The following is a 25,302-nucleotide window of genomic DNA, read 5'->3' as shown; positions in this document are numbered from 1 at the left end:
CGTCAGAACGCCGGGCGAGTCCTGCTTGCCTGGCGTTGAACACAGTAAGAGGTAGTCATGGAAGAACTGGAAAAATTCGTCAACGGCTTCAGCCTGTTTCAGCAGCAGTATTTCAGCGAGCCGCAAACCCTGTACGACAGCCTGCGCGACGGGCAGCGGCCCTCGACTCTGCTGATCGGCTGCTGCGATTCGAGGGTCGACCCCATGCTGCTGACGGGCAGCGACCCGGGCGACATGTTCGTCGTGCGCAATATCGCCAACCTGGTGCCGCCGTGTACCCCGGACGCGCCGCCCGGCGTCAGTTCGGCCATCGAGTTCGCCGTCTGCAAGCTTGAAGTGGCCAGGGTCATCGTGCTCGGCCATGCGCGCTGCGGCGGCATCCGCGCACTGCTGGAACCGCAGCCGCGCGCGGAAGGCCAGGAAACGGACTTCGTGGGCCAGTGGATGCGCATCGCCGAACCGGTGGCGCAAAGAGTGCGGCGCGAGCTGGCGCACCGTTCATCGGCGGAACAACACCACGCGTGCGAGCTGGCCAGCATATTGCAGTCGCTGGACAACCTGCTCACCTACCCATGGCTGAAGCGCAGGGTGGAGCAGGGCGTGTTGAAATTGCATGGATGGTATTTTGATATCGACAGCGGGGCGCTGATGGCGTATTCCGCGCGCCAGCAGCAGTTTTTGCCCCTCGTCTGTCCAATAGAAAGGGCGCGTCATTTGCACGAGCGCCCTTGGCCGGATGCAGGCAGATAATCCGAAACGTGCGGCCAACAAGGTGTCGGATTACGCTACGCTAATCCGACCTACGTCGCTCCACAGTTGCCTCGTCAGGTAGGTCGGATTAGCCCGCAGGGCGTAATCCGACAAGCTCCCTCAACTAAAACGTAACAAATCCCCGCTGCGGTCAAACGCCAGCAGGCTGTCGATGCGGCCTTGCTCGATGGCCGTCACCATGGCGCGCAGGGGCGCTTCGCATTCCTGCGCGGCGGGCGGCTGGCCTTCGCGACCCGCCAGTCCCGCCACGAAGACCACGTCCCAGTGCGTCTGCATCTGTTTCGACTCCTCCTTCAACGTCTCGAAGCTGTCCAGTTCCTCGGGCAGCTTGTCGGCGCACATCACGGGCGTGAGGGACTTGCCCTGGCCGCCAGGCTGGGCCTGCGCCTGGGTAAAGGTGAACAGCAGGCGTTGCGGCTGCTCCTGGTTGCGGGCGCTGCTCAGCAGGCTGGCGTAATCGGTAATCGGCATGATGCTCTTTCTCTGTGTTGAACGATGACGACAGGTATACCGCAGCTCCGCCGCGCCGCCCATAGGCAATAGTGACTATCCGGGTGACTACGCGCCTATGCATTCCTGGTGCCGGAAACCGACTTCTTGCCAATACCGCCGGGCACGGCGCATCGATAGACTGTTTGTATCGACGCTTGAGCCATCGTGCTTGCAGCGTTTTTTAAGACCTGGCGCCGCTGTCGGCGGCGCAATGTGGAGGTAGCATGAGTCACTTTCTGGACCGCCTGAAATTTTTTAGCAAGCCCGCCGAGCCGTTTTCAAACGGCCACGGCACCGTGGTCGATGAAGACCGTACCTGGGAAAACGCCTACCGCCAGCGCTGGCAGCACGACAAGATCGTGCGCTCCACGCATGGCGTGAACTGTACCGGCTCGTGCAGCTGGAAGGTGTACGTCAAGAACGGCCTGATCACCTGGGAAACGCAGCAAACCGATTACCCGCGCACGCGGCCCGACCTGCCCAACCACGAACCGCGCGGCTGCCCGCGCGGCGCCAGCTATTCCTGGTACGTGTATTCGGCGCAGCGCGTGAAGTATCCGATGGTGCGCGGCCGCCTGATGGAAATGTGGCGCGAAGCGCGCAAGACCATGGACCCCGTCACGGCCTGGGACTGGATCAGCCAGGACCCCGTGCGCTCGCAGCAGTACAAATCCATCCGCGGCCTGGGCGGCTTCGTGCGCGCCACGTGGGAAGAATCGAATGAAATCATCGCCGCCGCGAATGCGCTGACGATCAAGAAATACGGCCCGGACCGCATCGTCGGCTTCTCGCCGATTCCCGCCATGTCCATGGTCAGCTATGCTTCCGGCACGCGCTATCTGTCCCTGATCGGCGGCGTGGCCCTGAGTTTCTACGACTGGTACTGCGACTTGCCGCCGGCCAGCCCGCAAGTGTGGGGCGAACAGACGGACGTGCCGGAATCGGCCGACTGGTACAACTCGACCTATCTGATGGTGTGGGGCTCGAACGTGCCGATGACGCGCACGCCGGACGCCCACTTCTACACGGAAGTGCGCTACAAGGGCACGAAAACCGTCGCCATCTCATCCGACTACGGCGAAATGGTGAAGTTCGGCGACATCTGGCTGGCGCCGAAGCAGGGCACGGACGCCGCGCTGGCGCTGGCCATGGGCCACGTCATCCTCAAGGAATTCCACTCGGAAGGGCAGAGCGCCTACTTCCGCGACTATGCGCGCCAGTACACGGACTTCCCCATGCTGGTGCTGCTCAAGGAGCATAACGGCACCCTCGTGCCCGACTACTTCCTGCGCGCTTCGCACCTGGACAACAATCTCGACGAAACGAATAACCCCGAATGGAAAACCCTCGTCATCGACGAGACCACGGGTGCCATCACGGCGCCGGCCGGCTCCATCGGCTTCCGCTGGGGCGAGTCGGGCAAGTGGAATCTGGAACAGAAGGCTGGCGGCAGCGGCGCGCCCATCGTGCCGATGCTCTCCATGATCAACGACAGCGACGCCGTCACGGAAGTGGGCTTTGCCTACTTCGGCGGCAAGGACGCGTCCGACATGTTGCTGCGCAAGGTGCCGGTGAAAACCATCCGCCTGGCCGATGGCACGACGGGCCTGGTCACCACCGTGTTCGACCTGACCCTGGCCAACTACGGCATCGACCGCGGCCTGGGCGGCGAAAACGTGGCGGAAAGCTATGACGACGACGTGCCGTACACCCCCGCATGGCAGGAAAAGCACACGGGCGTGAAACGCGCCGACGTCATCACCGTGGCGCGCCAGTTCGCGGAAAACGCGGACCAGACGCGCGGCAAGAGCATGGTCATCGTGGGCGCCGGCTTGAATCACTGGTACCACATGGACATGACCTACCGCGGCATCATCAACATGCTGATGATGTGCGGCTGTATCGGCCAGTCGGGCGGCGGCTGGGCCCATTACGTGGGCCAGGAAAAACTGCGTCCGCAAACGGGCTGGACGCCATTGGCCTTCGCCCAGGACTGGGTACGTCCGATGCGCCAGATGAACGGCACCTCGTTCTTCTATGCCCACACGAGCCAGTGGCGCCACGAAAAGCTGGAAACGGGCGATATCGCCTCGCCATCGGCGGCCGGCGGCACGGGCGACCTGACCCTGCTCGACTACAACGCCAAGGCTGAACGCATGGGCTGGCTGCCATCGGCGCCGCAGCTGCAAACGAATCCGCTGGAAGTGGCCAAGGCCGCTGCCGCCGCAGGCCAGAAGCCGGCCGCGTATGCGCTCGACCAGATCAAGGCGGGCCAGCTGCAGTTCTCGTGCGATGACCCGGACAATCCGGCCAACTTCCCGCGCAATATGTTTGTGTGGCGCTCGAATATCCTCGGCAGCTCGGGCAAGGGCCACGAGTACTTCCTGAAATACCTGCTCGGCACGCAAAACGGCTTGCTCAGCGATGAAGAAGACTGCCTCACGCCGAAACAGGTGAAAGTGCGCCCGGCCGCGGAAGGCAAGCTCGATCTGCTCGTGGTGCTGGACTTCCGCATGTCGACCACCTGCCTGTATGGCGACGTGGTGCTGCCGACGGCCACCTGGTATGAAAAAGATGATCTGAATACGTCGGACATGCATCCGTTCATCCATCCGCTGTCGGAAGCCGTGCAGCCGCTGTGGCAATCGAAGTCGGACTGGGAAATCTACAAGGGCATCGCCGAGAAATTCTCGGAAATCGGCGGCGAGCTGCTGGGCACCCAGCAAGACATCATCCTCACGCCGCTGATGCACGACACCCCGGGCGAACTGGGCCAGCCTTTCGATCCCAAGGATTGGCGCGCCGGCGAATGCGAAGCGATTCCCGGCAAGACCATGCCGAACATGACGGTGGTCGAGCGCAATTACCGCGACGTCTACAAGAAGTTTACCTCGATCGGCCCGCTGCTGGAAACCATCGGCAACGGCGGCAAGGGCATTTCCTGGAAAACGGGCCATGAAGTCGACGTCCTGCGCGGCATCAACCGCACGGTGCTGGACGAAGGCGTGTCGCAGGGCCAGCCGCGCCTCGATACGGCCATCGATGCGGCCGAGATGATTCTGTCGCTGGCGCCGGAAACGAATGGCCACGTGGCCGTGAAAGCCTGGGCCGCGCTGTCCTCCATCACGGGACGCGATCATACGCACCTTGCATTGCCGCGCGAGCATGACAGCATCCGCTTCCGCGATGTGCAGGCGCAGCCGCGCAAGATCATTTCTTCGCCCACCTGGTCTGGCCTGGAAAGCGAAGAAGTCAGCTACACGGCCGGCTATACCAACGTGCATGAACTGATCCCTTGGCGCACCCTGACTGGCCGCCAGCAGTTCTACCAGGATCACCTGTGGATGCGCGATTTCGGCGAGGGACTGTGCGTCTACAAACCGGCCATCAACACGAAGACGACGGAAGCGCTGCTGGGCACCAAGCCGAACGGCAACAAGGAACTGGCGCTGAACTTTTTGACGCCGCACCAGAAGTGGGGCATCCACTCCACGTATTCGGACAACCTGCGCATGCTGACATTGTCGCGCGGCGGACCGCACGTGTGGCTGTCGGAGACGGACGCGCAAGCTGCCGGCATCGTCGACAACGACTGGATCGAAGTCTTCAACGTCAATGGCAGCCTGACGGCGCGCGCCATCGTCAGCCAGCGCATCCCGGCCGGCATGACGATGATGTACCACGCCCAGGAAAAGATCATCAACGTGCCTGGCGCGGAGATGACGGGCAAGCGGGGCGGCATCCATAACTCGGTGACGCGGGCCGTGCCCAAGCCGACGCACATGATCGGCGGCTACGCCCAGCTGGCGTACGGCTTCAATTACTACGGCACGGTGGGCTCCAACCGCGATGAATTCGTATTGGTGCGCAAGATGAACAAGGTCGACTGGCTCGAAGGCCCGTTGCAGGAACAAGGAGCATAGTATGAAAATCAGAGCGCAAATCGGCATGGTGCTGAACCTGGACAAGTGCATCGGCTGCCACACCTGTTCCGTCACATGCAAGAACGTATGGACCAGCCGCGACGGCGTCGAGTACGCGTGGTTCAACAACGTGGAAACCAAGCCCGGCATCGGCTATCCGAAGCAGTGGGAAAACCAGGACAAGTGGAACGGCGGCTGGCGCCGTACGGATGCGGGCAAGATCGAGCCGCGCCAGGGCAGCCGTTTGAAGATTCTGGCCAATATCTTCGCCAACCCGAACCTGCCCGCCATCGACGAGTACTACGAGCCGTTCACCTACGACTACGAGCATCTGCAAAGCGCGCCGCTGTCACAGACGCCGCCGACGGCCCGTCCGATCTCCGTCCTGACGGGGAAAAAGATGGAAAAAATCGAGTGGGGTCCGAACTGGGAAGATGACCTGGGCGGCGAGTTTGCCCAGCGCAGCAAGGATAAACTGTTCGACAACATGCAGAAGGAGATGTACGGCACGTTCGAAAACACCTTCATGATGTATTTGCCGCGCCTGTGCGAGCATTGCCTCAACCCGACGTGCGTGGCGTCTTGCCCGTCCGGCTCCGTGTACAAGCGCGAAGACGACGGCATCGTGCTGATCGACCAGGACAAGTGCCGCGGCTGGCGCATGTGCATCTCCGGTTGCCCGTACAAAAAGATTTACTACAATTGGTCGTCCGGCAAGGCGGAGAAGTGCACGTTCTGCTTCCCCCGCATCGAAGCTGGCCAGCCTACCGTGTGCTCGGAAACGTGCGTGGGCCGCATCCGCTACCTGGGCGTGCTGCTGTACGATGCCGACAAGATCGAAGCCGCCGCCTCCGTGCCGCAGGAGCAGGACCTGTACCAGGCGCAGCTCGACCTGTTCCTCGATCCGCACGACCCGGCCATCATCGCCGAGGCGCGCCGCCAGGGCATCCCCGACCTTTGGCTGGAAGCGGCCGTCAAGTCGCCCGTCTACAAGATGGCCGTCGAGTGGAAAGTGGCGTTCCCGCTGCATCCCGAATACCGCACATTGCCGATGGTGTGGTACGTGCCGCCGCTGTCGCCGATCCAGGCGGCTGCCGAATCGGGCAAGCTGGGCGTGAACGGCATGCTGCCGGACACCCAAAGCCTGCGCATTCCCGTGCAGTACCTGGCCAATCTGCTGACGGCCGGCGACCAGCCGCCCATCGTCACGGCGCTGGACCGCATGCTGGCCATGCGTGCCTACATGCGCAGCAAGACGGTGGAAAAGGTGGAAAACCTCACGGTCCTGAAACAGGTGGGCTTGAGCAAGGCGCAGGTGGAGGACATGTACCACATCATGGCCATCGCCAATTACGAAGACCGCTTCGTCATCCCCAGCAGCCACAAGGAAATGGCCGAGGACAGCTTCAACGAGAAGGGTTCGTGCGGCTTCAGCTTCGGCAACGGCTGCTCGGACGGCACCAGCGAACCGACCTTGTTCGGCAAGAAAAAACACGGTTCGGCCATCTTCATGCAGATGCCGAAGTCGCGCAAAACGGCGCCTGGCGCTTAAGGAGTTGATATGGAACACGCTATGCATCACTACCAAGTCCTTTCGCGCCTGCTGCTGTATCCGGAGCCAGAGCTGATCGCGCACCTGCCGCAGCTGGACGCCGCGCTGGCGGCCGTGCCGGAGCAGCACGCGCTGTTGCGGCCCTTGCTGGCGCACCTGGAAAGCAGCAGCCTGATCGACCTGCAGCAGCAGTATGTGGCCACGTTCGACCGCAATCCGTCGCACTCGCTGCATCTGTTCGAGCATATCCACGGCGAATCGCGCGACCGGGGCCAGGCCATGGTTGACCTGATGGAGGAATACAAGCGCCATGGCCTGCAAATGGTGGGCGACGACTTGCCCGACTTCGTGCCGCTGTTCCTGGAATTTCTCGCACAGCTCGACGAGGAAGCTTCGGCACCGCTGCTGGGCGACGCCGTCCACGTGCTGGCGCACATCGGCCGCAAGCTGACGGCCAACGGCAGCCCGTACGCGCCCGTCTTCACCTTGCTCGAACGCCTGAGCCCCGTGGCGGCGGAAATGCTGGCCGAACCGCCGGTGCGCGACATGGATGAAGCGCTGGAAACCTTCGGTCCCGGTGCGGACGGCGTCGAACCGCTGCTGCGCCAAGGTCCGGCCCAGGTTCCGGGCGGCGTCCATCCCGTGCATTTTCACCCGCAGCCGCGGCGCGCCGCTTGAAGCGCGTCCGCATGAGGAGAGTACATCATGAGTAATTACTTGCATCAATTTGTGTATGGCATTTATCCATACATCGCGCTGGCCATCTTTTTCCTCGGTAGCCTGATCCGTTTCGACCGCGAGCAATACACGTGGAAGTCCGATTCCAGCCAGCTGCTGCACCGCGGCAGCCTGCGCCTGGGCAATATCCTGTTCCACATCGGCATCATCGGCCTGCTGTTCGGCCATGCGGCCGGCTTGCTCACCCCCGTCTGGGTGTGGGATACCCTGGGCGTGTCGCACAGCCTGAAGCAGGGCGTGGCCATGGCGGCCGGCGGCGTGATGGGCGGCCTGTGCCTGGCCGGCATCCTGATCCTGCTGGTGCGCCGCTTCAGTAACGACCGGCTGCGCGCCGTCACCACAGCCGGCGACAAGCTGGTGATGGTGTGGATCTTGCTGACTTTGCTGCTGGGCCTGTCCTCGATCTTCGTCTCGGCGTCGCACATGGATGGCCACATGATGGTCTTGCTGATGAACTGGGCGCAGCACATCGTGACCTTCCGCGGTGACGCCGCCAGCTTCATCGTCGATGCGCCGCTGGTGTTCAAGCTGCACCTGTTCATGGGCATGTCGCTGTTCGTCATCTTCCCGTTCACCCGTCTGGTGCACGTGTGGAGCGGTTTCGGCGCCATCGGGTACCTGGGCCGCGCCTATCAACTGGTACGCCGCCGCTAAGAAAGGAATCACATCATGGGAATCTCCGTCAATGGCATCGATATCGACGATGCCGACATCGCGCAGGAACTGCCGCATCACGACGGTGCGGGCAACCCTTTGAAGCAGGCCGTGCATGAACTGGTGCTGCGCCGGCTGCTGCTGGAGGAAGCCGAACGCCTCGGCGTGCAGGGCGACAGTATTGACGACCGCATCGAAGCGCTGTTTGCGCAGGAAGTGCGCGTGCCGCCCGCCGACGATGCGGCTTGCCGCACCTTTTATGCGCAGCGCCCGCAGCTGTTTTGCAGCGGGGCGCTGGTCGAGGCGCGCCACATCCTGTTCCAGGTGACGCCCGAGGCCCCTCTGGAGCTGCTGCGCACGACGGCGCAAGCCGTGCTCGACGCCTTGAAACTGGCGCCCGAACGCTTCGGCGAACTGGCGGCGCAGTATTCGAACTGCCCGTCGGGCGCCCTGGGGGGCAACCTGGGCCAGCTGTCGCCGGGCCAGAGCGTGCCGGAGTTCGACGCGCTGCTGTTCCGCCTGGAAGCGGGCGCGCTGGCCGGCCATTTGCTGGAAACGCGCTTCGGCTACCACATCGTGCAAGTGCTGCGCCGGGTCGAGGGCCAGCCCATCGCCTACGAGGCCGTGCAGGCGCAGATCGCCGACCGCCTGTCGCGGGCCGCGTGGCAGCGGGCCGTGCACCAGTATCTGCACTTGCTGGTGGGGCGCGCCGAGATCGCCGGCATCGAGCTCGAAGGCACGGCCAGCCCGCTGGTTCAGTAGGTAGCAATGCGTAGGCCGAAAGGCGTAGGCCGCTAGGCCTTCTGGGGCACAGCCAGATCGTGCCCCAGCCTTTACAATCAAGTAAGAAACAGGAGTAGCGTCATGGGTAGCGTCAAGTTGCAGGACCGTTTTGGCCGTTCGATCGATTATGTGCGGCTGTCCGTCACCGACCGCTGCGACTTGCGCTGCAGTTATTGCATGCCCAAGGGCTTCCGTGGCTTCGAAGAGCCGAAGGACTGGCTGACGTTCGACGAGATCGAACGCCTGCTGGGCATCTTCGTTCGCCTCGGCACGCGCCGCGTGCGCCTGACGGGCGGCGAACCGCTGTTGCGGCGCAACCTGCCGGAACTGGCGCGCAAGCTGACGGCATTGCCTGGTTTGCAGGACTTGTCGCTGTCGACCAACGCCACCCAGTTGGGCAAGCACGCCGTGGCTTTGCGCGCGGCGGGCGTGGACCGCATCAACGTCAGCCTCGATTCGCTCGACCGCGCCTGCATGCAGCAGATCACGGGGCGCGACAGCCTGCAGCCGATTCTCGATGGGCTGATGGCGGGCAAGGCGGCCGGTTTCGACCCGATCAAGATCAATATGGTGGCCATGCGCGGCATCAATGACGGCCAGATCGAGGCCATGGCGGCGTTTTGCATCGAGCAGCAGTTCATCCTGCGCCTGATCGAAGCCATGCCGATGGGCAGCACGGGCCGCAATGCCAGCTATATGCCGCTCGGTCCCGTGCGCGAGCGCCTGGCGGCCCGTTTTGGCCTGGTGCCGCAGGCAACAGAGCTCGGTGGCGGGCCGGCGCGCTACATGGCGACAGCCGATGGCCGCTCGAGCATCGGCTTCATTACGCCCATGTCGCAGCATTTTTGCGCCAGTTGCAACCGCGTGCGCCTGTCCGTCGATGGTACCCTGTACCTGTGCCTGGGCCAGGAAGAGAAATTCGCCCTCGGCCCCATGCTGCGCGGCGGGGCCACGGATGCGGAGATCGAAGCGGCGATCCGCGCCGCCATCGAACTGAAGCCGCAGCAGCATGATTTCAATACGCAGCCCGATAAAATTATCAGGTTCATGGCACAGACGGGCGGCTGAGGCAGTTTGCATTTACATTCAAGGGCGGTATGAAATTCAAGGCGATGTTTTCCTCCTGGCAGAAGCTGTCGACCAAGATCGTCGGCGCGCTGCTGCTCATGCTGGTGCTGGCCTTGAGTGCCATCGGCTGCACCCTGTTCCTGTCCTGGCAGCTCGAAGGCAGTTCGGCCGCCATCAATGAGACGGGCCGGCTGCGCATGCAGACCTACCGCCTGACCCTGCTGCTTGCCAGCGACGCGCGCGAACAGGCGCGCCAGCAAGTGCTGCTGATCGACGAGACCCTGGCCAAGATCGGCCACGGCGACCCGCAGCGCCCTTTGTTCCTGCCCCCCAGTACGGCCATCAAGTCCGAATTCGAACGCATCGGCACGGCCTGGCGCGGCGCCTTGCGCCCGGCCGCGCTGGCCGCCGACTCCACCGCGCGCGCGCGCCAGTTCGAGCATGACGCCGATACCTTCGTGGGCCAGGTCGATCAACTGGTGCGCCTGATCGAGCATGATAGCGAACAGCGCACCTTCTGGCTGCGCGCCTCGCAGCTGATCCTCGTCGGCATGGCCGTCATCGGCACGGTCAGCATGATTTACCTGATGTTCATGCTGATCATCGAACCGGTCACGCGGCTGCGCCTGGGCATGCAGCGCATGAAGGAACGCGATTTCAGCGTGCGCCTGGCAGTGGAAAGCAATGACGAATTCGGCCAGCTGGCCAGTGGCTTCAACCAGATGGCCGACCGCCTGCAGGCGCTGTACGGCAACCTGGAAGAGGGCGTGCGCAGCAAGACGGCCACCCTCGAATACCGCAACCGCGAACTGGCGCTGCTGTACGAAAGCGCCGCCTTTTTGCAGCGCCCGCAGCCGCTGGAAGACATCTGCGGCGGCTTCATGCAGCGCATCGTCGATTATTTCGAGGCGGACGGTTCCACCGTGCGCGTGCTCGACGCCGAGCGGGGCAACCTGCACATGGTCGTGCATACGGGCCTGTCCGAGGAACTGGTGGCGTCCGAGCATTGCCTGAAGGTGGGCGACTGCCTGTGCGGCACGGCTGTCGAGATGAAGGTGGCGAAGGTGCACGACATGCGCCGCATCGACAAGGCGCACGAGCTGCGCTGCCACCGCGAGGGCTTTGCCACCGTCTCCGTCTTCCATATCCATGCGCACGAACAGCACCTGGGCTTCTTCAACCTGCATTTCCGCCATGCGCGCGTGTTTTCCGCACGCGAGCTGGCCTTGCTGGAAACCCTGGGCCAGCTGCTGGGCATCGCGCTGGAAAACCTGCGCCTGGCCGCGCGCGAACGCGAAATGGCCATTTCCGAAGAGCGCAACCTGGTGGCGCAGGGCCTGCACGACAGCATCGCGCAAAGCCTCAATTTCCTCAACCTGCAGGTGCAGATGCTCGACGACTCCGTGCGCAACGCGCGTTTCGACGAGGTGGCGGGCATCGTGCCGGCCCTGCATGCTGGCGTGAAGGAAAGCTACGAGGATGTGCGCGAACTGCTGGCCAACTTCCGCAGCCGCCTGATGGAGGATGATTTGATCGGCTCCTTGCGCGCGGCCGTGGACAAATTCCGCCGCCAGACGGGCATCGACGCCGAACTGCTGGCCGATGTGGACGGCGCGCCGTTCCCCCGCGAGCAGCAATTGCAGTTATTATTCATCGTGCAGGAAGCGCTGTCGAATATCCGCAAGCACGCCCAGGCCAGCCACGTCGAAGTGCGCCTCGCCGATCATCAGGACTTTACCCTGACGATCAGCGATAATGGCGTCGGTTTCGACGCTGCCGCCGTGCTGGAAAAGGGCGACAGCCATGTCGGCATCCATATCATGCGCGAGCGCGCGCAGCGCATCGACGCCACGTTCGACGTACATGCCTGCCAGGGCGGCGGCACCACGGTCGAACTGCATCTGTCGCGCGAGCAGCGCCGCGCCGCCTGAGTAACTACCTGAAAGTATAAAAAAATGGAGACACCCGATAAACCGATCACCGTCATGCTGGTCGACGACCACGCGCTGTTCCGCAGCGGCATACGCTCGCTGCTGCAGCGGCATACGGATTTTGCCGTCGTGGGCGAGGCGGCCGATGGCGTGGAAGGCATCAAGCGCGCCATCCAGCTGCAGCCCGACGTGGTGCTGCTGGACCTGAACATGGCCGGCATGTCCGGCGTGGAAGCGCTGCAGCTGATGCAGCACGATTGCCCCGATACGGCCATCGTCATGCTCACCGTGTCCGAAGACGCGGAAGACCTGGCCACGGCCCTGCGGGCGGGCGCCTGCGGCTATCTGATCAAGAACATCGACGCCGACTACCTGGTGCGCGCCATCCGCCGTGCTGCCGCCGGCGAAGTCGTCATCGCCGAAGCCATGACGGGCAAGCTGGTGGCGCAGCTGCAGGCGGGCACGCGGCGCGAGGAACCCGTGTCGGAACTCGACAAGCTCACGCCGCGTGAAAAGGAAATCATCGATTGCCTGTCGCGCGGCGAGAGCAACAAGGGCATCGCGCGCACCCTCGACCTGGCCGAAAGCACGGTCAAGATCCACGTGCAGAACGTACTGAAAAAACTCAATCTCACGAGCCGCGTGCAGGCGGCCGTGTACGCGGTCGAGCACCGGCAAGGCAAGTAGCCGCGTAGTTGGGGTCAGGCCCGCCGGGCCGGCCCCATGGCCGCTGCCATCCATTCTTCTAGTCCTTTTTGCCGATGGCCGCCATCGCGCTTTTAAAGTAGTATATTGAATATATCTTTAAAAGAGAGCCCATCATGGCCATCACCCCGATCAGCGAACCATCTTCTCCTCCCGCCGCCGCCAGCGCGGCGCCCTGGCAGGCCGGCCACGCCGTCTGGCAACTGGGTTTTCGCCCGTTCTACCTGCTGGCGGCCGTGTTTGCGGCCATCGGCATTCCCCTGTGGCTGGCCAGTTATGCGGGCTGGCTGACGGGCGGCCTGCAGGTGGGACTGGGCTGGCACATGCATGAAATGGTGTTCGGTTTCGCGCTGGCCGTCGTCGTGGGCTTTTTGTACACGGCAGGACGCAACTGGACGGGCTTGCCGACGCCGCACGGCGTCCAGCTGATGGCGCTGGTGGGGCTGTGGCTGGCCGGGCGCGTGGCCATGCTGTACGGTCCCGGCCTGCTGCCAGCGCTGGTCGACTGGCTGTTCCTGCCGCTGGCCGCCTGGCCTTTGTACCTGGTGCTGCGCCGCTCGGGCAATACGCGCAACCTGTTCCTCGTCGGCTTGCTGGCCCTGCTGGCGCTGGCCAATGGCCTGTTCCACGCGGCCGTGCTGGGCTGGCTTCCGCTGTCGCTGTTTGTGCCCGTGCAGGCGGCCATTTTCATCATCGTGCTGATCGAATCGGTGATCGGCGCGCGCGTGATCCCCATGTTTACGCGCAATGGCGCACCGGGCAGCACGCCCGTGGCCAGTCCGAAACGCGCGCTGGCGGCCGTGGCCTGCATGGCGGCCGCCGCGATCGCGTGGCTGGCCGGCGCGCCAGCCTGGCTGACGGCGCCGCTGGCCTTCTGCGCCGCCGGCGTGTCGCTTGCCAACCTGCTGGCCTGGCAGCCGCAGCGTACGGTGCGCGTGCCGCTGCTGTGGATTTTGCACCTGTCGTATGCGTGGATAGGCATCGGCTTTGCGCTGCTGGCGGCCGCCAGCCTGGGCCTGCTGCCCGCCAGCGCCGCCTTGCACGCGCTGACGGTGGGCTCGATGGCGGGCCTGATCATCGGCATGATGACGCGCACCACCCTGGGTCACACGGGTCGCCCGCTCAAGGGCGGGAAGGCGGAAGCGGCGATGTACTGGCTGATCCAGCTGGGCGCGCTGGCGCGCCTGCTGGCCGCCGTCGGTCCCGCCGCGCTGTCCATGCCGCTGCTGCTGGCCGCTGGCGCCTGCTGGTCGCTGGCCTTTGGCCTGTATGCATGCGTGTATGCGCCGTATCTGTGGCGCGCCAGGGTGGATGGCCGCGAAGGCTAGGCTGGCAAGTTTGTCATTGGCACGGCCGCCTGGCCGGGCGGCGTCCGTGCCGTGTATGCGGCGGCGGCCTCGATGGCCTGCGCCAGTGCCTGTTCCAGTGCATCGAGGGCGGCGGACGCATCGTCGCCCGCGTGCAGCAGCTGTTCGGCTTGCTGGGCCGCGTGCACGGTGGCGGGCAGGGCCAGGCTGCCGGCCACGCCGGCCAGCTTGTGCGCCAGCGCGGCGGCGTCGGCGCGTGCATCGGCCGCCAGCAGCGCGCGCATGGCGCCCACCGTGTTGCGGTAGGTGCTGCCGAAGTGCGACAGGTGCTGGCGGTAGGGGGCTTCATCGAGCCACTGCTCCATGCCTTGCACCAGGTCGATCACGGGCGCCGCGCCGCCCGCCCGCACGGGCATCGCCGCTTCGGCGACGACGGGCGGCAGGGCCGGCAGCCCTTGCGCGTGGCGCCGGTGCGCGCGCGCGATCAGGGCAATGGTCTGCGGCACGTCGAACGGTTTGCTGATGAAATGGTTCACCCCCGCTTCCAGCGCCGCCGCGCGCTGCGTCTGGAACGCCCCGGCCGTCAGCGCCACCACGGGCAGGTCCTGGAACTGCGGCAGCTGGCGCAGCGCGCGCGTCGCCTGCAAGCCGTCCATGACGGGCATCTGCACATCCATTAGCACGATGTCGACGTCGGCCGGGTGGGCCAGCAGCCAGTCCAGCGCCTGCTGGCCGTCGCAGGCGAACGAGGGCAGGGCGCCCTGGTCGCACAGGATATGGTTGACCACGTCCCGGTTGATGTCGCTGTCGTCGACCACCAGCACGCGCACGCCGGCCAGCACGCGCTCGCCCAGCGCCCCATGAACAACGTCCAGGCCCACGTCCAGGCCGGCCGCTTCGGCGCGCCGCTGGCGCGCTTCCATCGTCGCGTTGTACAGGCTGGACGCCGTCACCGGTTCATTGAGGATGGCATCGGCCGGGTTGGCCGGGTCCGTACGGCGGCGCGCGGGCGCTGTCGCCGGCGTGCCGCTGGCCGCCAGGATGACGATGGGGCAGTCCTGCGGCGGCAGGTGCTCGCGCAGGGCGCGCGCCGTGGTTTCGCCGTCCATGTCGGGCATGCGCGCGGCCAGCACGATGACGCCGGGCCGCGCGTCGTCGGCACAGGCCAGCGCATGCTCGAGCGCCGCCTGGCCGCCGGAGACGGCATGCACGCTCCAGCCCAGACCCTGCGCCACGGCGGCCACGGCGCCGCGCGCGTCGGCCTTGCCATCGGCCAGCAAGACGCGCAAGCCCTGCATGTCGGGCGAGGACGGGACGCTGGCGGCCATCAGCTGCAGCGGCACCGTGAAGCTGAAGGTGCTGCCCTGGCCCGTGACACTGGTCAGGCGCATGGAGCCGCCCATCAGGCGCACCAGCTGGCGACAGATGGTCAGGCCCAGGCCCGTGCCGCCGAAGCGGCGCGTGGTGGACGTGTCGGCCTGGGCGAAAGCGGAAAAGATCGCCTCCTGCACTTCGGGCGCGATTCCGATGCCCGTGTCGCGCACGCTGAAACACAGCACCGCGGCGTCGCCGTCGCGGCTTTCCAGGGCGCTCGTCAGCTCGACCGTGCCCTGCGTGGTGAACTTGATGGCATTGCTGGTCAGGTTGACCAGCACCTGTTCCAGCCGCAGCGCGTCGCCCATCACCTGGTCGACGCCGTCGGGCAGCGGCCCGATGCGCACCTCGATCGGCTTGTCATGCGCGGCAACGCCCATGCTGGCGGCGATCTTGTCGATCACGTCGGCCAGGCGGAAAGGCGCCTGTTCGATGGTCATGTGGCCCGCCTCGATTTTCGACACGTCGAGCACGTCGTTGATGATGCCCAGCAGCGACTGGCCGGCGGCGCGGATCTTGTGCGCCATCTGCAGCGCTTCGCCATCGAGGCCGTCGCGCTCCAGCAGCCAGGCCATGCCGAGGATGGCGTTGAGCGGCGAGCGGATTTCATGGCTCATGTTGGCGAGGAATTCCGCCTTGCTGCGGTTGGCCGCTTCGGCCGCGTCGCGCGCCAGCAGCATGGCCTCTTCGGCCTGTTTTTGCGCGCAGATATCCTGGGCAAAGATCAGGGTGGCCGGTCCATCCTTGAGCAGCACGCGCGTGGTGGTCTTGAACATGGGCACGGGCAGGCCCTGCTTGCCCAGGCCGACGGCCTCGAACACCTGTTCGCTGGGCGAATCGGCCTCGATCAGCGCTTCGTTGGCGGCCAGCGCCGCCAGCGATGGCGGGGAAATCATGGCGGACCAGGGCAGGCCGTTCAGATTGTCTTCCATCGTGTAGCCGTGCAGATTGCGGTAGCGGGGATTCGAATAGATGAAGCGGCCGTGGCGCAGGATGGCGATGGCCACGGGCGCATCTTCGATCAGGGTGCGAAAGCGCGTTTCGCTGTCGGACACGGCTTGCATGGCCTGGCGCTCGCTTTCCTGTTCCGCATGCCAGGCGGCCTGCTGCCGGCGCCGCCGCTGGCTCCAGAACAGCAGGCTGGCCGCGGCCAGCGCCAGCACGGCAAAGGACAGGACGTAGCCGAGCGCCTGGCGCCGCAGCGGGGCGGCGATGGCCGCTTCTTCGCGGCTCAGGCCAATGATCAGGGCGCGGTCCATGTGCAGGGCCGTGGGGGCGATGGTCGCCATGGCCATGATGCGGGGGGCGGTGTGGGCGCCGGCGCCGGCAATCTCGACGCCGCTCAGGACGCCCGCCTGGTAGCCGCTGTCGCGAAAGCGCCGCAGGAAGCTGCCGGGGACGTCCATATTGCCGCCATTGGCAGTCCTGGCCGGATAGTTGAGGAACTGCTGGCCGTCGCCATGCAGCACCACGGCCCACACGTCGGGGGCGTACATGGCGGTGCGGAACTTGGCCGTGAAGTATTCGGGGGCGAAGGTGGCCACCACCACGCCGGCAAAGCGGCCCTGTTTGTCCTGCACCATGCGCGATGCCGTGATGACCAGGTCGCCCTTGAAGGAATGGAAGGGCGCCGAGATGTACAGCATGCGCGCGTCGGGGGCGTCGCGCGCCGTCTGGAAGTAGCCGCGGCGCGAAAAATCCTGGTTTGCCAGTTCCGCGATGTTGGTGGCGACCGCCTTGCCTTGCGCATCGATGACGAGCATGGTGCGCACGCCCGGCATGGCGTCGACCAGCGCGGCCAGGCGCCGGGGCAGCGCCTGGCCGGCGTCCGGTGCGGGGCCGGCGGCCAGATAGTCGCGGATCACGCCGCCGAGCACCAGGTTGGTCGCCGCCAGGTCGACTTCGATGTTTTTTGCCAGCAGCGCCGTCAGCACGCTCAGGCGCTCGCGCTCGGCCTCGTCATGCCGCGTCGCTTCGGCCAGGTGCGCGTAGGCGAGGGCCGCAGCGACGATCAGCAGCCCGAGAAGCAGGAACAGCCACTCGATCCATCGTCTGCGCAACGCCGCCGCCTCTGTGTGATAGCTCATGTGGCGATGCTATACCCGATAGGGATGGAGAACAACTTTTGCGCACAACTGGCGCAACTATGCATGTGATAGTGTGGTCAATTTGCCGCCCAGCGGCAGCCGCAGGCGGAAGACGGCGCCCTGGCCCGGCGCGGATGCGACGCCGATGCTGCCGCCCATCAGCGCGACGAGCTGGCGCGCGATGGCCAGGCCCATGCCGGCGCCATCGTGGGCGCGGCTCGGCGAGTCGTCGGCCTGCGAGAATTTGTCGAAGATCACGCCCTGCTGCGCCTGTGCGATGCCGATGCCCGTATCGCGCACCTCGATCTGCAGGTCCGCGCCGCTGTGCGTGACGTGCACGTCGACCCGCCCGGCGGCCGTGTAGCGGATGGCGTTATCGAGCAGGATGTCGAGCACGCGCACGAAGCGGACGCGGTCGCAATCGATGCTGGGCGGCGTGGCGGGCGCCACTTGCGCGGCCAGCTGCAAGCCCTTGTGCGCCGCGCGCGGCCGGTGCGGCGCCAGCGCCAGTTCCAGCAACTGGTCCAATGGCGCGGCGGCGGACTCCAGCCGGACCTGATCGTGCTCGAGCGCGCTCAATTCCATCGCCGCCTCGACCATGGACAGCAACTCGCGGCCGCTGTCCTGTATCGTTTGCGCGTAGGCGGCCTGTTCCGGCTCGCGCAGCTGCTCTTGCAGCAGCTCGGAGAAACCGAGGATGCCGTTGAGGGGCGTGCGCAATTCATGCGACATGTTCGACAGGAAGCGCGACTTGGCTTCGCTGGCGGCGATGGCCCTGGCGCGGCTGTCGACCAGGCGGCCGATCAGCAGCACCAGCGCGGCCCACGACAGCACGATCAGCGCGCTCGTGACGGCTGCCATCAGCAAGGCCTGGTTGCGGCGCGAGACGTAGTCGGCCAATACCGTGTCGCGGTCCAGCCCGACCAGCATGTACAGCGGGTAGCCGGCCAGTTTTTCAAACGCGTAAAAGCGCACGATGCCGTCGACGGGACTGCGTTCGGTGAAGCCGCCCCGCGTTTTACCTTGCATCAAGGAAAATACCTTGCTGGCGCCGATATCCTGGCCGATGGTGTCGGCGGCGCCGACCCGGCGCGCGCGCACCACGCCGTCGCTGCCGACAAGCTCGGTGGAGCTGTTGTCGCCGAGGTCGACTTCGTCGTACAGGCGGGTAAAGTAATACGGGTCCATCGAGACCACGACCACGCCTTTGAACCGGCCATCGGCATGGTTGATGCGGCGCGTCATCTGGATCGACCATTTTTGCGACACGCGGCCCAGCACCGGCTTGCTGATATACAGTTCGCCGCTATCGCGCTGCATGTGTACGCGGATGTGTTCGCGGTCGGCCAGGTTGGTCGGCTGGAAGGGGCGGCTCGACAGCACCATGTCGCCCTGTTCGTCGACGATGGTAAACAGGTTGTACAGGGGGCCGGGCCTGAGGCCTTGCCGCAGGTCCGTCACGATGTCGAGGCCGCTACCCAGCGCCTGGTAGCGGCTGCGCAAATACGTGGCCGCCTGGTCCGCCGCCTCGATCGTGCGGATCGCATGCTCGTCGAAGACGCGCGCCATGCTGCGCGCATCGCGCCCGGCGCCGGCGATGGCAGCGTCGTAGGCGTGCCGCAGTTGCAGCACGGTGATGCTCCACAGCCCCGCCAGCAGGATGGCCATGAAGAGCGACAGCAGGGTGCGCGCATCCCAGCGCTCCCAACGCTGCCAGGCCATGGCCTTCCCGTATCTGTGCTGTTGCATGCTGCCTCCGCAAGGGTTGTCATTCTGTGCGCGATTTATCAATTATAGTGAATATGATTGAATTTATCGAATAAAATGATTTTTATGCGGGAAGTGTTGTATTGAGCGCCGGCCCTGGCGGCTAACGTGTCGCCGCCTGGCGCGTCAGCCAGCGCTCGACCATGTCGCGCAGCTGGCTGGCCGTAAACGGCTTGGACAGGTAATCGTCCATGCCGGCCGCCACGCAGCGCTGCCGGTCATCCTCGGTGACGCCGGCCGTGAGGGCGATGACGGGCAGGCGCGGCGCGCCGCTGGCCGCTTCGCGGGCGCGCAGGGCCTCGCACGCCTGGTAGCCGTCCATGACGGGCATCATGCAATCCATCAGCACCAGGTCGTACTGCCGTTCGGCCAGCGCCTGCAGGCCCAGCGCGCCGTTCTCCGCCGTATCGATGCTGTAGCCGCGGGATCCCAGCTGCAGGCACACGAGCTGGCGGTTCAGCGCCGTGTCCTCGACCAGCAGGATGCGCGCGCCCGGTTCCGGGGCGGATTCCGGCGCTGGTGCAGGCGCGGGCGCGGGTGTGGATTCGGATGGCGCTGCGGTCTCCGGCTCCGGCTCCGGCGATGTGGCGGCCGGCGTCCGCGGCGCCAGGGCCAGGGCCGCCTCGTGCTCCTGGCGCCGCAGCAGGGACATGATCAGCGCGATGGCCCCGGCCAGCACGAGCAGGCTGACCACGGCCGCGCCGCCCATGGTGCGCAGCATGCGCCGCCAGCCCGCCAGGTAGACCTCGTCCGTCACAGTGACGTTGACGGCCAGCGGATAGTCGCGCACCAGCCGTATGCCGGCCAGGCGGTCGACCGGGCGTCCCTGCTCGGCCGCGCGCGGCGAGTCCACCTGCAGCACGCCATCGGTCTTGCCCTGTTCCAGCAGGCGGTAGGTGCTGCCCGTCAGGTTGCGTTTGCCCATCATGGCGGGCACGGCCGGCCAGCGGGCCAGCAGCGTGTAGTCGCTGCGGTACAGGGAAAAGGCCGTGTGTTCGCCGATGCTGGTGCTCTGGAAGAATTTGCTGAAGAAGTCGCACGACAGGCCGACCAGCACCACGCCCAGGAAACGGCCGTCCGGGCCGCTGATGCGCCGGCTGATATAGAAGGTCCAGGCGCCATTGCCCTTGTTTTGCACGGGCGCGCTCACATGCATGCCGCCGTGCGGGTGGCGCCGGTGATATTCGAAGTAGTCGCGCTCGCCGAGGTGGATGGACGGCGCGGGAAAGGCGCGGCTGAAGGCCAGCACGCCGGCATCGCTGCCGACGATCGATACCACGTCCACTTGCGGCACGCCGCCGATCTTGTGCCGCAGCATCTGGTGCATGGCCGGGGTGCCAACGGCGGCGGCCAGCGCCTGCGCGTCCGCGGGGGCGGCGGCTTCGATCTCGCTGCTGACGCTGTCGAGCACCAGGCTGGCCGCCGTCATGCTCTGCGCCGTGTTTTCCGCCAGCAGCAGCGACAGATTGGACAGGTCCTGTTTCCAGTCATCGACGGCTTCGCGGTGCAGCACCACGCCGGAGACGACGATGCGCAGCGCCAGCAGGCCCACCAGCACCAGGCCGACGATGGCCGCCGTGGTGCGCGGCCGATAGTGGTGCACCAGGCGCAGGACGGCCTGGCGCGCGTTCATGCCTGCGCGCCCGTGTATTCGAGCATGCTGCGGCGTACTTCCTGCTCCACTGCGCCGATCAGCGCCGCCGTTTCGGCCAGCCAGTCCGGTGCCGCCACGCCCTGATGGCGCACCAGCTGCTCGAGTGCCGCCAGGCGTGCCACGAGGGCGCCGGCGCCCAGCAGGGCCACGGTGCCGCGCAAGGTATGGCAGCTATGCACGATGGCTTGCGCCGCACCGCCGCGCACGGCCTGCTCGACGCGTGCAAACATGGCCGGCGACGTGTCGAGGTAGGTCTGCGACAGGGCGCGGAACATCTCGAGGTCGTGGCCGGTGGCGTGGAACAGCACGGCAGGATCGATGTGGCGATAGGCTGGCATGGCGGCTCCGTGGCGAAGGGAAAGCGGCGGCGGGTCAGGCGGCCAGGCTGTTGCGCCGCGCGTGGCCGGCGCAGCAGGCGCGCAGATAGCCGCGCAGCTCGTCGTAATTGACGGGTTTGGCAAAGAACACGACGCCTGGCGGCACGCCGCCCCGTTCCTGCAGCTCTTCCTGCGTCAGGCTCGACAGCATGGCGATGTGCATGTCCGCCAGCAGCGGGTCGGCCAGGATGGTGCGGATCACTTCGTAGCCGTCGATGCCTTCCATGACGATGTCGGCCAGCAGGATGTCGGGCTGGTCGCGGGCGATTTCCATCAGCGCCTGATAGCCGTTCTCGCAAAAGCGCAAGTCCGCCTGCAAGCCCCATGAACCGATCTGCTTTTCATACAGCGCGCGCTCGATCGGATTGTCTTCGATCACCAGGATGGACGGCGGGCGGCCCGATGGGGCGGGGCGGCTGGCCCGCGCCGCGCGCTGGTCCTGTCCCGGCTGGCCGGGATTGCCCTTGTAGGCTTCGACGGCCGCGAGGGGAATGCGCCGGTGGCCGCCCTTGGTCTTCCACGCTTCGATCACGCCGGCCTCGACCAGTTGCTGCACTGAGGTGACCGAGATGCCGAGGATTTCGGCGGCCTTTTGGGTGGTGCAGACGTCTGCAGTGTGCATGATGGGCTTTATGGTCGCGATGAAGTTGATGGGAATGATACGCAATCGGGCTCAAAAAATCAATTTCAACGAATTAGATGAATTCACTGAAAACCTGGCGTGCGGCTGGCCGGACTCGCGTGCGCGTACGGCAGGGGGCGGGATGGGTGTGCGGTTCCAGGATATCGCGCCATTCGCTCCACTCCGCATTGCTGTGGCGTAGCAGGGTTTCCATGTGGCCTGCGTCCAGGCCCAGTACCCGCGCCGTGGCCAGGGCGGGCTCGCGCGGCCCCGCGCCGTTGCGCAGTATCAGGTCGGCGAAGCTGCTGGCCAGCTTCAGCAGCCAGGCCAGGTCCGTCATGCGCCCGGCCCGTCCGAAGCCGGGCGGCGCGGCATGGCAGAGCACGGCGTCGCACAGGATGTCCGCCATGCCCCAGCCCCGCATGAGGATGGCCGACAGGGCCAGCTGGTGGTGGCCGAAGCGCTGCGATTCTTCGCACAGCAGCCGGGCCGTGACGCCATTGCCGTACTGGCCCAGCAGTTCTCCATATTCCTGCGGATGCCCGGTGGCCAAGGCCAGCTGGCCGCAGTTGGCCAGCAAGCCGCAACTGTACAGCTCATCGGCCGGCGCAAGCTGCAGCGCGTCGCCGGCCACACGGGCGGCGCACGCCATGGCCAGCGAGTGCGACCAGTAGCGCTGCGCGTCGAAGTGCGCGCACGTGGGCGCTGGCGGGGCCGGAGTGGCGCACGCCTGGCGCAGGGCGGGCAGGCCGATGGCCGCCAGCATCGCGGCGCTGACGGCCGCATGCCTGCGCCCGCCCGGCGGCACGCCCGCATTCGCCAGGCCGATGAGCTTGCCGGTCATGGCCGGATCGCAGCCCAGCTGTTCCGCCAATTCATCGAGCGCCACCTGCTGCTGGCACAAGGTGGCCAGCCAGTGGCGCCGCCAGGCGGGCGAAGGCAGGATGGCGCCGCCGGGCAGGAACGCCAGGTCGATGTGCGTGCTCATGGCCGGCTTCCTACGCCGTTGCAGTCATCGGCCTGCGCCGTGCCCGCCGTCTGCAGGGCCGTGACGGCTTGCGACAGCGCATCGAGCGCCATCAGCAGTTCCGCATGCAGGCGGTGCAGGGCGCCGATATCGTTGGAAAAGCCCGCATGCACGGCCTGGCGCGACAGGGCCTGCAATGGGAGCAGGCCCATGGACTGGCTGCCGTCGAGAATTTCCTGTGCCAGCACTCTTGCCGGGGCAGCCCGCTCGCAGCGCAGCGCATGGGCGATGCCGGCGAGGCGGTCGCGTGTCTCGGCCACGAACAGGGCCAGAATCTCGCCCTGCAGGCGCCGGTCGTGGCCGAACATGGCGTCCAGGCGGGCCGCGTCGAATGGCGGCGTGTCCGGTGCCTTGGGCGCTGTCGATGGTGGTGCGCTGTCAGCCGCCTTGGCCGGCGGGACCGCTTTGCGCATTTGCAGCAGCGCATGCAGATCGGCCGGTGCCGCGCGGCCGGCCTGGCGCCAGCGGGTGCGGCGCCAGAGCAGGGCGGCCAGCAGCAACAGCAGGCCTGCCAGCGCCAGCGCCGGGCGCATCAGCGAGAGGTCTTCGCAGCGAAGAAAGGGGTGAATGGCAAGGAAGGCGTTCATGGCAGTGCTCCAGTGCGTTCTATGCGAGTGATCCTGCGTGATGGCGGACCTAAAATACTTCCCAGTCGCCCGAATCGGCGGCGGCCGGCGCCGCTTTCCTGGCCTGGCCTGCGGGGCGCGTGGAGACCAGCTTGAGCGTCGCCTTGTGCTGTGCGGGCCGCGGGGCGGCAGGCGCGCGCGGCGCCGCGCCGGCCTGTCCCTGCGCCAGCTTGAAGGCGCCCACCACGCCGGCCAGCCTGGCTGCCTGCTCCTGCAGCGATTGCGATGCCGCCGCCGCTTCTTCGACCAGGGCCGCGTTCTGCTGCGTGACTTCATCCATCTGCGTGATGGCGCGGTTGATTTCCTCGATGCCCGTGCTTTGCTCCACGCTGGCGGCCGAGATTTCGCTGACGATGTCGGTAACGCTGCGTACCGTGTCGACCACTTCCGTCATGGCCGCGCCGGCCTGCTGGACCAGCTTGCCGCCTTGTCCCACCTGTTCTACGGAGTCGCTGATGAGTACCTTGATTTCCTTGGCGGCCGCGGCCGAACGGTGCGCCAGGTTGCGCACTTCGGTGGCCACGACGGCGAAGCCGCGCCCCTGTTCCCCGGCGCGCGCCGCTTCCACGGCCGCATTCAGGGCCAGGATATTGGTCTGGAAGGCGATGCCGTCGATGACGCCGATGATGTCGGCGATCTTGTTCGACGCGCTGTCGATCGCTTCCATCGTGCGTATCACGTCGCCCATCACTTGCCCGCCCCGCTGCGCCTTGTCCGAGGCGCTGATGGCCATTTGCTGGGCCTGGCGGGCATTGTCCGCGTTTTGCCGCACGGTGGCCGTCAGTTCTTCCATGGCCGAGGCGGTTTCTTCCAGCGAGCCCGCTTGCTGTTCCGTACGCGCCGACAGGTCCAGGTTGCCGGACGCGATTTCGCCCGAGGCCGTGCCGATGCTGTCCGTGCCGGAGCGCACTTCGGCCACGATGCGCACCAGGCTCGCGCTCATGTCCGCCATGGCCTGCATCAGCTGGCCCACCTCGTCGTTCGAGGTGGCGCGGACCTGCACGCTGAGGTCGCCGTCCGCGATGGTGCGGGCCACGCCGATGGCGTCGGCCAGCGAGGCGGCGATGCGCCGCGCCAGCAGCAGGCCCATGCTGGCTACGAGCGCCGTCACGGCCAGGGACAGGGCGATGGCAATCCAGCGTGCGCTGGCAGCGGCGGCGGCGCCATCGGCCGCACCTTTGGCCGCCAGGTTTGCGTTGTAGCGGTGGTGCGCGGCGAGGGCGTCCACCAGTTCCTTGATGATGGGCTGGTGTTGCACCAGCAAGTCGCGCGCCGCGTCCAGTTCACCGGCCTTCGACAGCGCCAGCACCTTGTCGCGCACTTCATCGTAGCGCAGCAGCACGGCGCGGTCGGCGGCCAGCAGCGCGCGGTCCTGTTCATCGGTTACATCTTCTTTTTCATACTGGTCGAGCGCCTTGCCGACCGCCGCGCGCGCTTCCCTGATGCCCGCTTCCAGCTTGGCGCGTCCGGCCGCATCCTTGCTGGCCATGTGCTGCCAGACGGCCGTGCGCATCTGTGCGAACGGTACGAAAGCGTCGTTCAAGGTGAGCAGACTGGGTACCGTGTTGACAGTGGCATAGCTGGCCGCCGTGTACACGCGGTCCATCTGGTAGATGCCAAAGCCCGCCAGGGCGGCCAGCCCGAGGACGACGGAGAGGATCAAGGCGTACAGCCGTTTAGCGATGGTCATGATGGGCGCCGCTCCAATGAAGTGAAATTCAAGAAAAATGTTTGGCTTTGGTGGTTTTTTCCATTTTACGATAAAAATTCGTTTTATTCGAGAAATTTGTTGTTGAATTATTTTATTCAATGATTTTCATTGAAAACATATGCTTATAGCGGGC

General features: G+C 65.8%; 19 protein-coding genes. 10 read left to right on the top strand and 9 right to left on the bottom strand.

Annotated elements, in window-relative coordinates; translation table 11 throughout:
- Positions 1-57: 57 nt before the first annotated feature.
- Positions 58-750 carry a carbonic anhydrase gene (locus SKZ59_RS11855; RefSeq protein WP_034751250.1) on the top strand — a complete coding sequence of 231 codons (693 nt, stop codon included), beginning with the start codon at positions 58-60 and terminating at the stop codon, positions 748-750.
- Positions 751-870: 120 nt separating this feature from the next.
- Here SKZ59_RS11855 and SKZ59_RS11850 read toward each other — a convergent pair whose 3' ends face one another.
- The gene (locus tag SKZ59_RS11850) at positions 871-1,242 is read right to left on the bottom strand and encodes a hypothetical protein (RefSeq protein ID WP_034751248.1); all 372 of its coding nucleotides are present in this window, start codon (positions 1,240-1,242) and stop codon (positions 871-873) included.
- Positions 1,243-1,487: 245 nt separating this feature from the next.
- Here SKZ59_RS11850 and SKZ59_RS11845 point away from each other — a divergent pair, with 245 nt between their 5' ends.
- From SKZ59_RS11845 to SKZ59_RS11805, 9 genes are all read left to right on the top strand, one after another.
- Positions 1,488-5,186 (top strand): nitrate reductase subunit alpha, encoded by a 3,699-nt coding sequence (locus SKZ59_RS11845; RefSeq protein WP_070305906.1) that lies wholly within the window; start codon positions 1,488-1,490, stop codon positions 5,184-5,186.
- 1 nt (position 5,187) lies between these two features.
- The gene (gene narH / locus SKZ59_RS11840; RefSeq protein ID WP_034751243.1) at positions 5,188-6,738 is read left to right on the top strand and encodes a nitrate reductase subunit beta; all 1,551 of its coding nucleotides are present in this window, start codon (positions 5,188-5,190) and stop codon (positions 6,736-6,738) included.
- Positions 6,739-6,747: 9 nt separating this feature from the next.
- The gene (narJ, locus tag SKZ59_RS11835) at positions 6,748-7,416 is read left to right on the top strand and encodes a nitrate reductase molybdenum cofactor assembly chaperone (protein ID WP_319991856.1); all 669 of its coding nucleotides are present in this window, start codon (positions 6,748-6,750) and stop codon (positions 7,414-7,416) included.
- 27 nt (positions 7,417-7,443) lie between these two features.
- Positions 7,444-8,130, top strand: coding sequence for a respiratory nitrate reductase subunit gamma (gene narI, locus SKZ59_RS11830; protein ID WP_072453802.1), 687 nt, complete (start codon positions 7,444-7,446; stop codon positions 8,128-8,130).
- Between the two features lie 15 nt (positions 8,131-8,145).
- Positions 8,146-8,892, top strand: a complete 747-nt coding sequence (locus tag SKZ59_RS11825) for a peptidylprolyl isomerase (RefSeq protein ID WP_034751235.1) — start codon at positions 8,146-8,148, stop codon at positions 8,890-8,892.
- A gap of 102 nt (positions 8,893-8,994) precedes the next feature.
- Positions 8,995-9,981 carry a GTP 3',8-cyclase MoaA gene (moaA, locus tag SKZ59_RS11820; RefSeq protein WP_319991855.1) on the top strand — a complete coding sequence of 329 codons (987 nt, stop codon included), beginning with the start codon at positions 8,995-8,997 and terminating at the stop codon, positions 9,979-9,981.
- A gap of 44 nt (positions 9,982-10,025) precedes the next feature.
- Positions 10,026-11,912, top strand: coding sequence for a type IV pili methyl-accepting chemotaxis transducer N-terminal domain-containing protein (locus tag SKZ59_RS11815; protein ID WP_235194215.1), 1,887 nt, complete (start codon positions 10,026-10,028; stop codon positions 11,910-11,912).
- 24 nt (positions 11,913-11,936) lie between these two features.
- Positions 11,937-12,599, top strand: a complete 663-nt coding sequence (locus tag SKZ59_RS11810; RefSeq protein WP_034751227.1) for a response regulator — start codon at positions 11,937-11,939, stop codon at positions 12,597-12,599.
- Positions 12,600-12,733: 134 nt separating this feature from the next.
- Entirely contained in the window at positions 12,734-13,945 is a 1,212-nt protein-coding gene (locus SKZ59_RS11805) for an NnrS family protein (RefSeq protein WP_319991854.1), read from the top strand.
- Here the strand turns inward: SKZ59_RS11805 and SKZ59_RS11800 are convergent.
- The 8 genes from SKZ59_RS11800 to SKZ59_RS11765 all read right to left on the bottom strand — a co-directional run bounded on the left by SKZ59_RS11800 (position 13,942) and on the right by SKZ59_RS11765 (position 25,148).
- Positions 13,942-17,385 carry a response regulator gene (locus SKZ59_RS11800; protein WP_319991853.1) on the bottom strand — a complete coding sequence of 1,148 codons (3,444 nt, stop codon included), beginning with the start codon at positions 17,383-17,385 and terminating at the stop codon, positions 13,942-13,944. The two genes, SKZ59_RS11805 and SKZ59_RS11800, sit on opposite strands and share 4 nt — an antisense overlap.
- Before the next feature lie 57 nt (positions 17,386-17,442).
- Positions 17,443-19,134 (bottom strand): sensor histidine kinase, encoded by a 1,692-nt coding sequence (locus SKZ59_RS11795; protein ID WP_319991852.1) that lies wholly within the window; start codon positions 19,132-19,134, stop codon positions 17,443-17,445.
- A 121-nt stretch (positions 19,135-19,255) separates the two neighbouring features.
- Positions 19,256-20,785 (bottom strand): response regulator, encoded by a 1,530-nt coding sequence (locus tag SKZ59_RS11790; protein ID WP_319991851.1) that lies wholly within the window; start codon positions 20,783-20,785, stop codon positions 19,256-19,258.
- On the bottom strand, positions 20,782-21,144 hold the full coding sequence (locus SKZ59_RS11785; RefSeq protein WP_319991850.1) for an Hpt domain-containing protein: 363 nt from the start codon (positions 21,142-21,144) through the stop codon (positions 20,782-20,784). The genes SKZ59_RS11790 and SKZ59_RS11785 overlap by 4 nt, the downstream gene beginning before the upstream one ends.
- A 34-nt stretch (positions 21,145-21,178) precedes the next feature.
- The gene (locus SKZ59_RS11780; protein ID WP_070306043.1) at positions 21,179-21,805 is read right to left on the bottom strand and encodes a response regulator; all 627 of its coding nucleotides are present in this window, start codon (positions 21,803-21,805) and stop codon (positions 21,179-21,181) included.
- Positions 21,806-21,878: 73 nt separating this feature from the next.
- The gene (locus SKZ59_RS11775; protein WP_319991849.1) at positions 21,879-22,793 is read right to left on the bottom strand and encodes an HDOD domain-containing protein; all 915 of its coding nucleotides are present in this window, start codon (positions 22,791-22,793) and stop codon (positions 21,879-21,881) included.
- Positions 22,790-23,419, bottom strand: coding sequence for a hypothetical protein (locus SKZ59_RS11770; protein WP_319991848.1), 630 nt, complete (start codon positions 23,417-23,419; stop codon positions 22,790-22,792). The genes SKZ59_RS11775 and SKZ59_RS11770 overlap by 4 nt, the downstream gene beginning before the upstream one ends.
- A 49-nt stretch (positions 23,420-23,468) precedes the next feature.
- Positions 23,469-25,148 carry a methyl-accepting chemotaxis protein gene (locus SKZ59_RS11765; protein WP_319991847.1) on the bottom strand — a complete coding sequence of 560 codons (1,680 nt, stop codon included), beginning with the start codon at positions 25,146-25,148 and terminating at the stop codon, positions 23,469-23,471.
- Positions 25,149-25,302: the final 154 nt, after the last annotated feature.

Origin of the sequence: Janthinobacterium sp. GMG2 (assembly GCF_033949445.1) — a bacterium.
Lineage (GTDB): Bacteria > Pseudomonadota > Gammaproteobacteria > Burkholderiales > Burkholderiaceae_D > Janthinobacterium > Janthinobacterium aestuarii.
Note: the sequence above shows the minus strand (reverse complement) of the source record. Positions and strands in the feature narration are given on the sequence as shown.

Coding starts and splice junctions, on each gene's coding strand:
- SKZ59_RS11855 (WP_034751250.1), top strand. CDS start 58: ATGGAAGAACTGGAAAAATTCGTCAACGGCTTCAGCCTGTTTCAGCAG.
- SKZ59_RS11850 (WP_034751248.1), bottom strand. CDS start 1,242: ATGCCGATTACCGATTACGCCAGCCTGCTGAGCAGCGCCCGCAACCAG.
- SKZ59_RS11845 (WP_070305906.1), top strand. CDS start 1,488: ATGAGTCACTTTCTGGACCGCCTGAAATTTTTTAGCAAGCCCGCCGAG.
- narH (WP_034751243.1), top strand. CDS start 5,188: ATGAAAATCAGAGCGCAAATCGGCATGGTGCTGAACCTGGACAAGTGC.
- narJ (WP_319991856.1), top strand. CDS start 6,748: ATGGAACACGCTATGCATCACTACCAAGTCCTTTCGCGCCTGCTGCTG.
- narI (WP_072453802.1), top strand. CDS start 7,444: ATGAGTAATTACTTGCATCAATTTGTGTATGGCATTTATCCATACATC.
- SKZ59_RS11825 (WP_034751235.1), top strand. CDS start 8,146: ATGGGAATCTCCGTCAATGGCATCGATATCGACGATGCCGACATCGCG.
- moaA (WP_319991855.1), top strand. CDS start 8,995: ATGGGTAGCGTCAAGTTGCAGGACCGTTTTGGCCGTTCGATCGATTAT.
- SKZ59_RS11815 (WP_235194215.1), top strand. CDS start 10,026: ATGTTTTCCTCCTGGCAGAAGCTGTCGACCAAGATCGTCGGCGCGCTG.
- SKZ59_RS11810 (WP_034751227.1), top strand. CDS start 11,937: ATGGAGACACCCGATAAACCGATCACCGTCATGCTGGTCGACGACCAC.
- SKZ59_RS11805 (WP_319991854.1), top strand. CDS start 12,734: ATGGCCATCACCCCGATCAGCGAACCATCTTCTCCTCCCGCCGCCGCC.
- SKZ59_RS11800 (WP_319991853.1), bottom strand. CDS start 17,385: ATGAGCTATCACACAGAGGCGGCGGCGTTGCGCAGACGATGGATCGAG.
- SKZ59_RS11795 (WP_319991852.1), bottom strand. CDS start 19,134: ATGCAACAGCACAGATACGGGAAGGCCATGGCCTGGCAGCGTTGGGAG.
- SKZ59_RS11790 (WP_319991851.1), bottom strand. CDS start 20,785: ATGAACGCGCGCCAGGCCGTCCTGCGCCTGGTGCACCACTATCGGCCG.
- SKZ59_RS11785 (WP_319991850.1), bottom strand. CDS start 21,144: ATGCCAGCCTATCGCCACATCGATCCTGCCGTGCTGTTCCACGCCACC.
- SKZ59_RS11780 (WP_070306043.1), bottom strand. CDS start 21,805: ATGCACACTGCAGACGTCTGCACCACCCAAAAGGCCGCCGAAATCCTC.
- SKZ59_RS11775 (WP_319991849.1), bottom strand. CDS start 22,793: ATGAGCACGCACATCGACCTGGCGTTCCTGCCCGGCGGCGCCATCCTG.
- SKZ59_RS11770 (WP_319991848.1), bottom strand. CDS start 23,419: ATGAACGCCTTCCTTGCCATTCACCCCTTTCTTCGCTGCGAAGACCTC.
- SKZ59_RS11765 (WP_319991847.1), bottom strand. CDS start 25,148: ATGACCATCGCTAAACGGCTGTACGCCTTGATCCTCTCCGTCGTCCTC.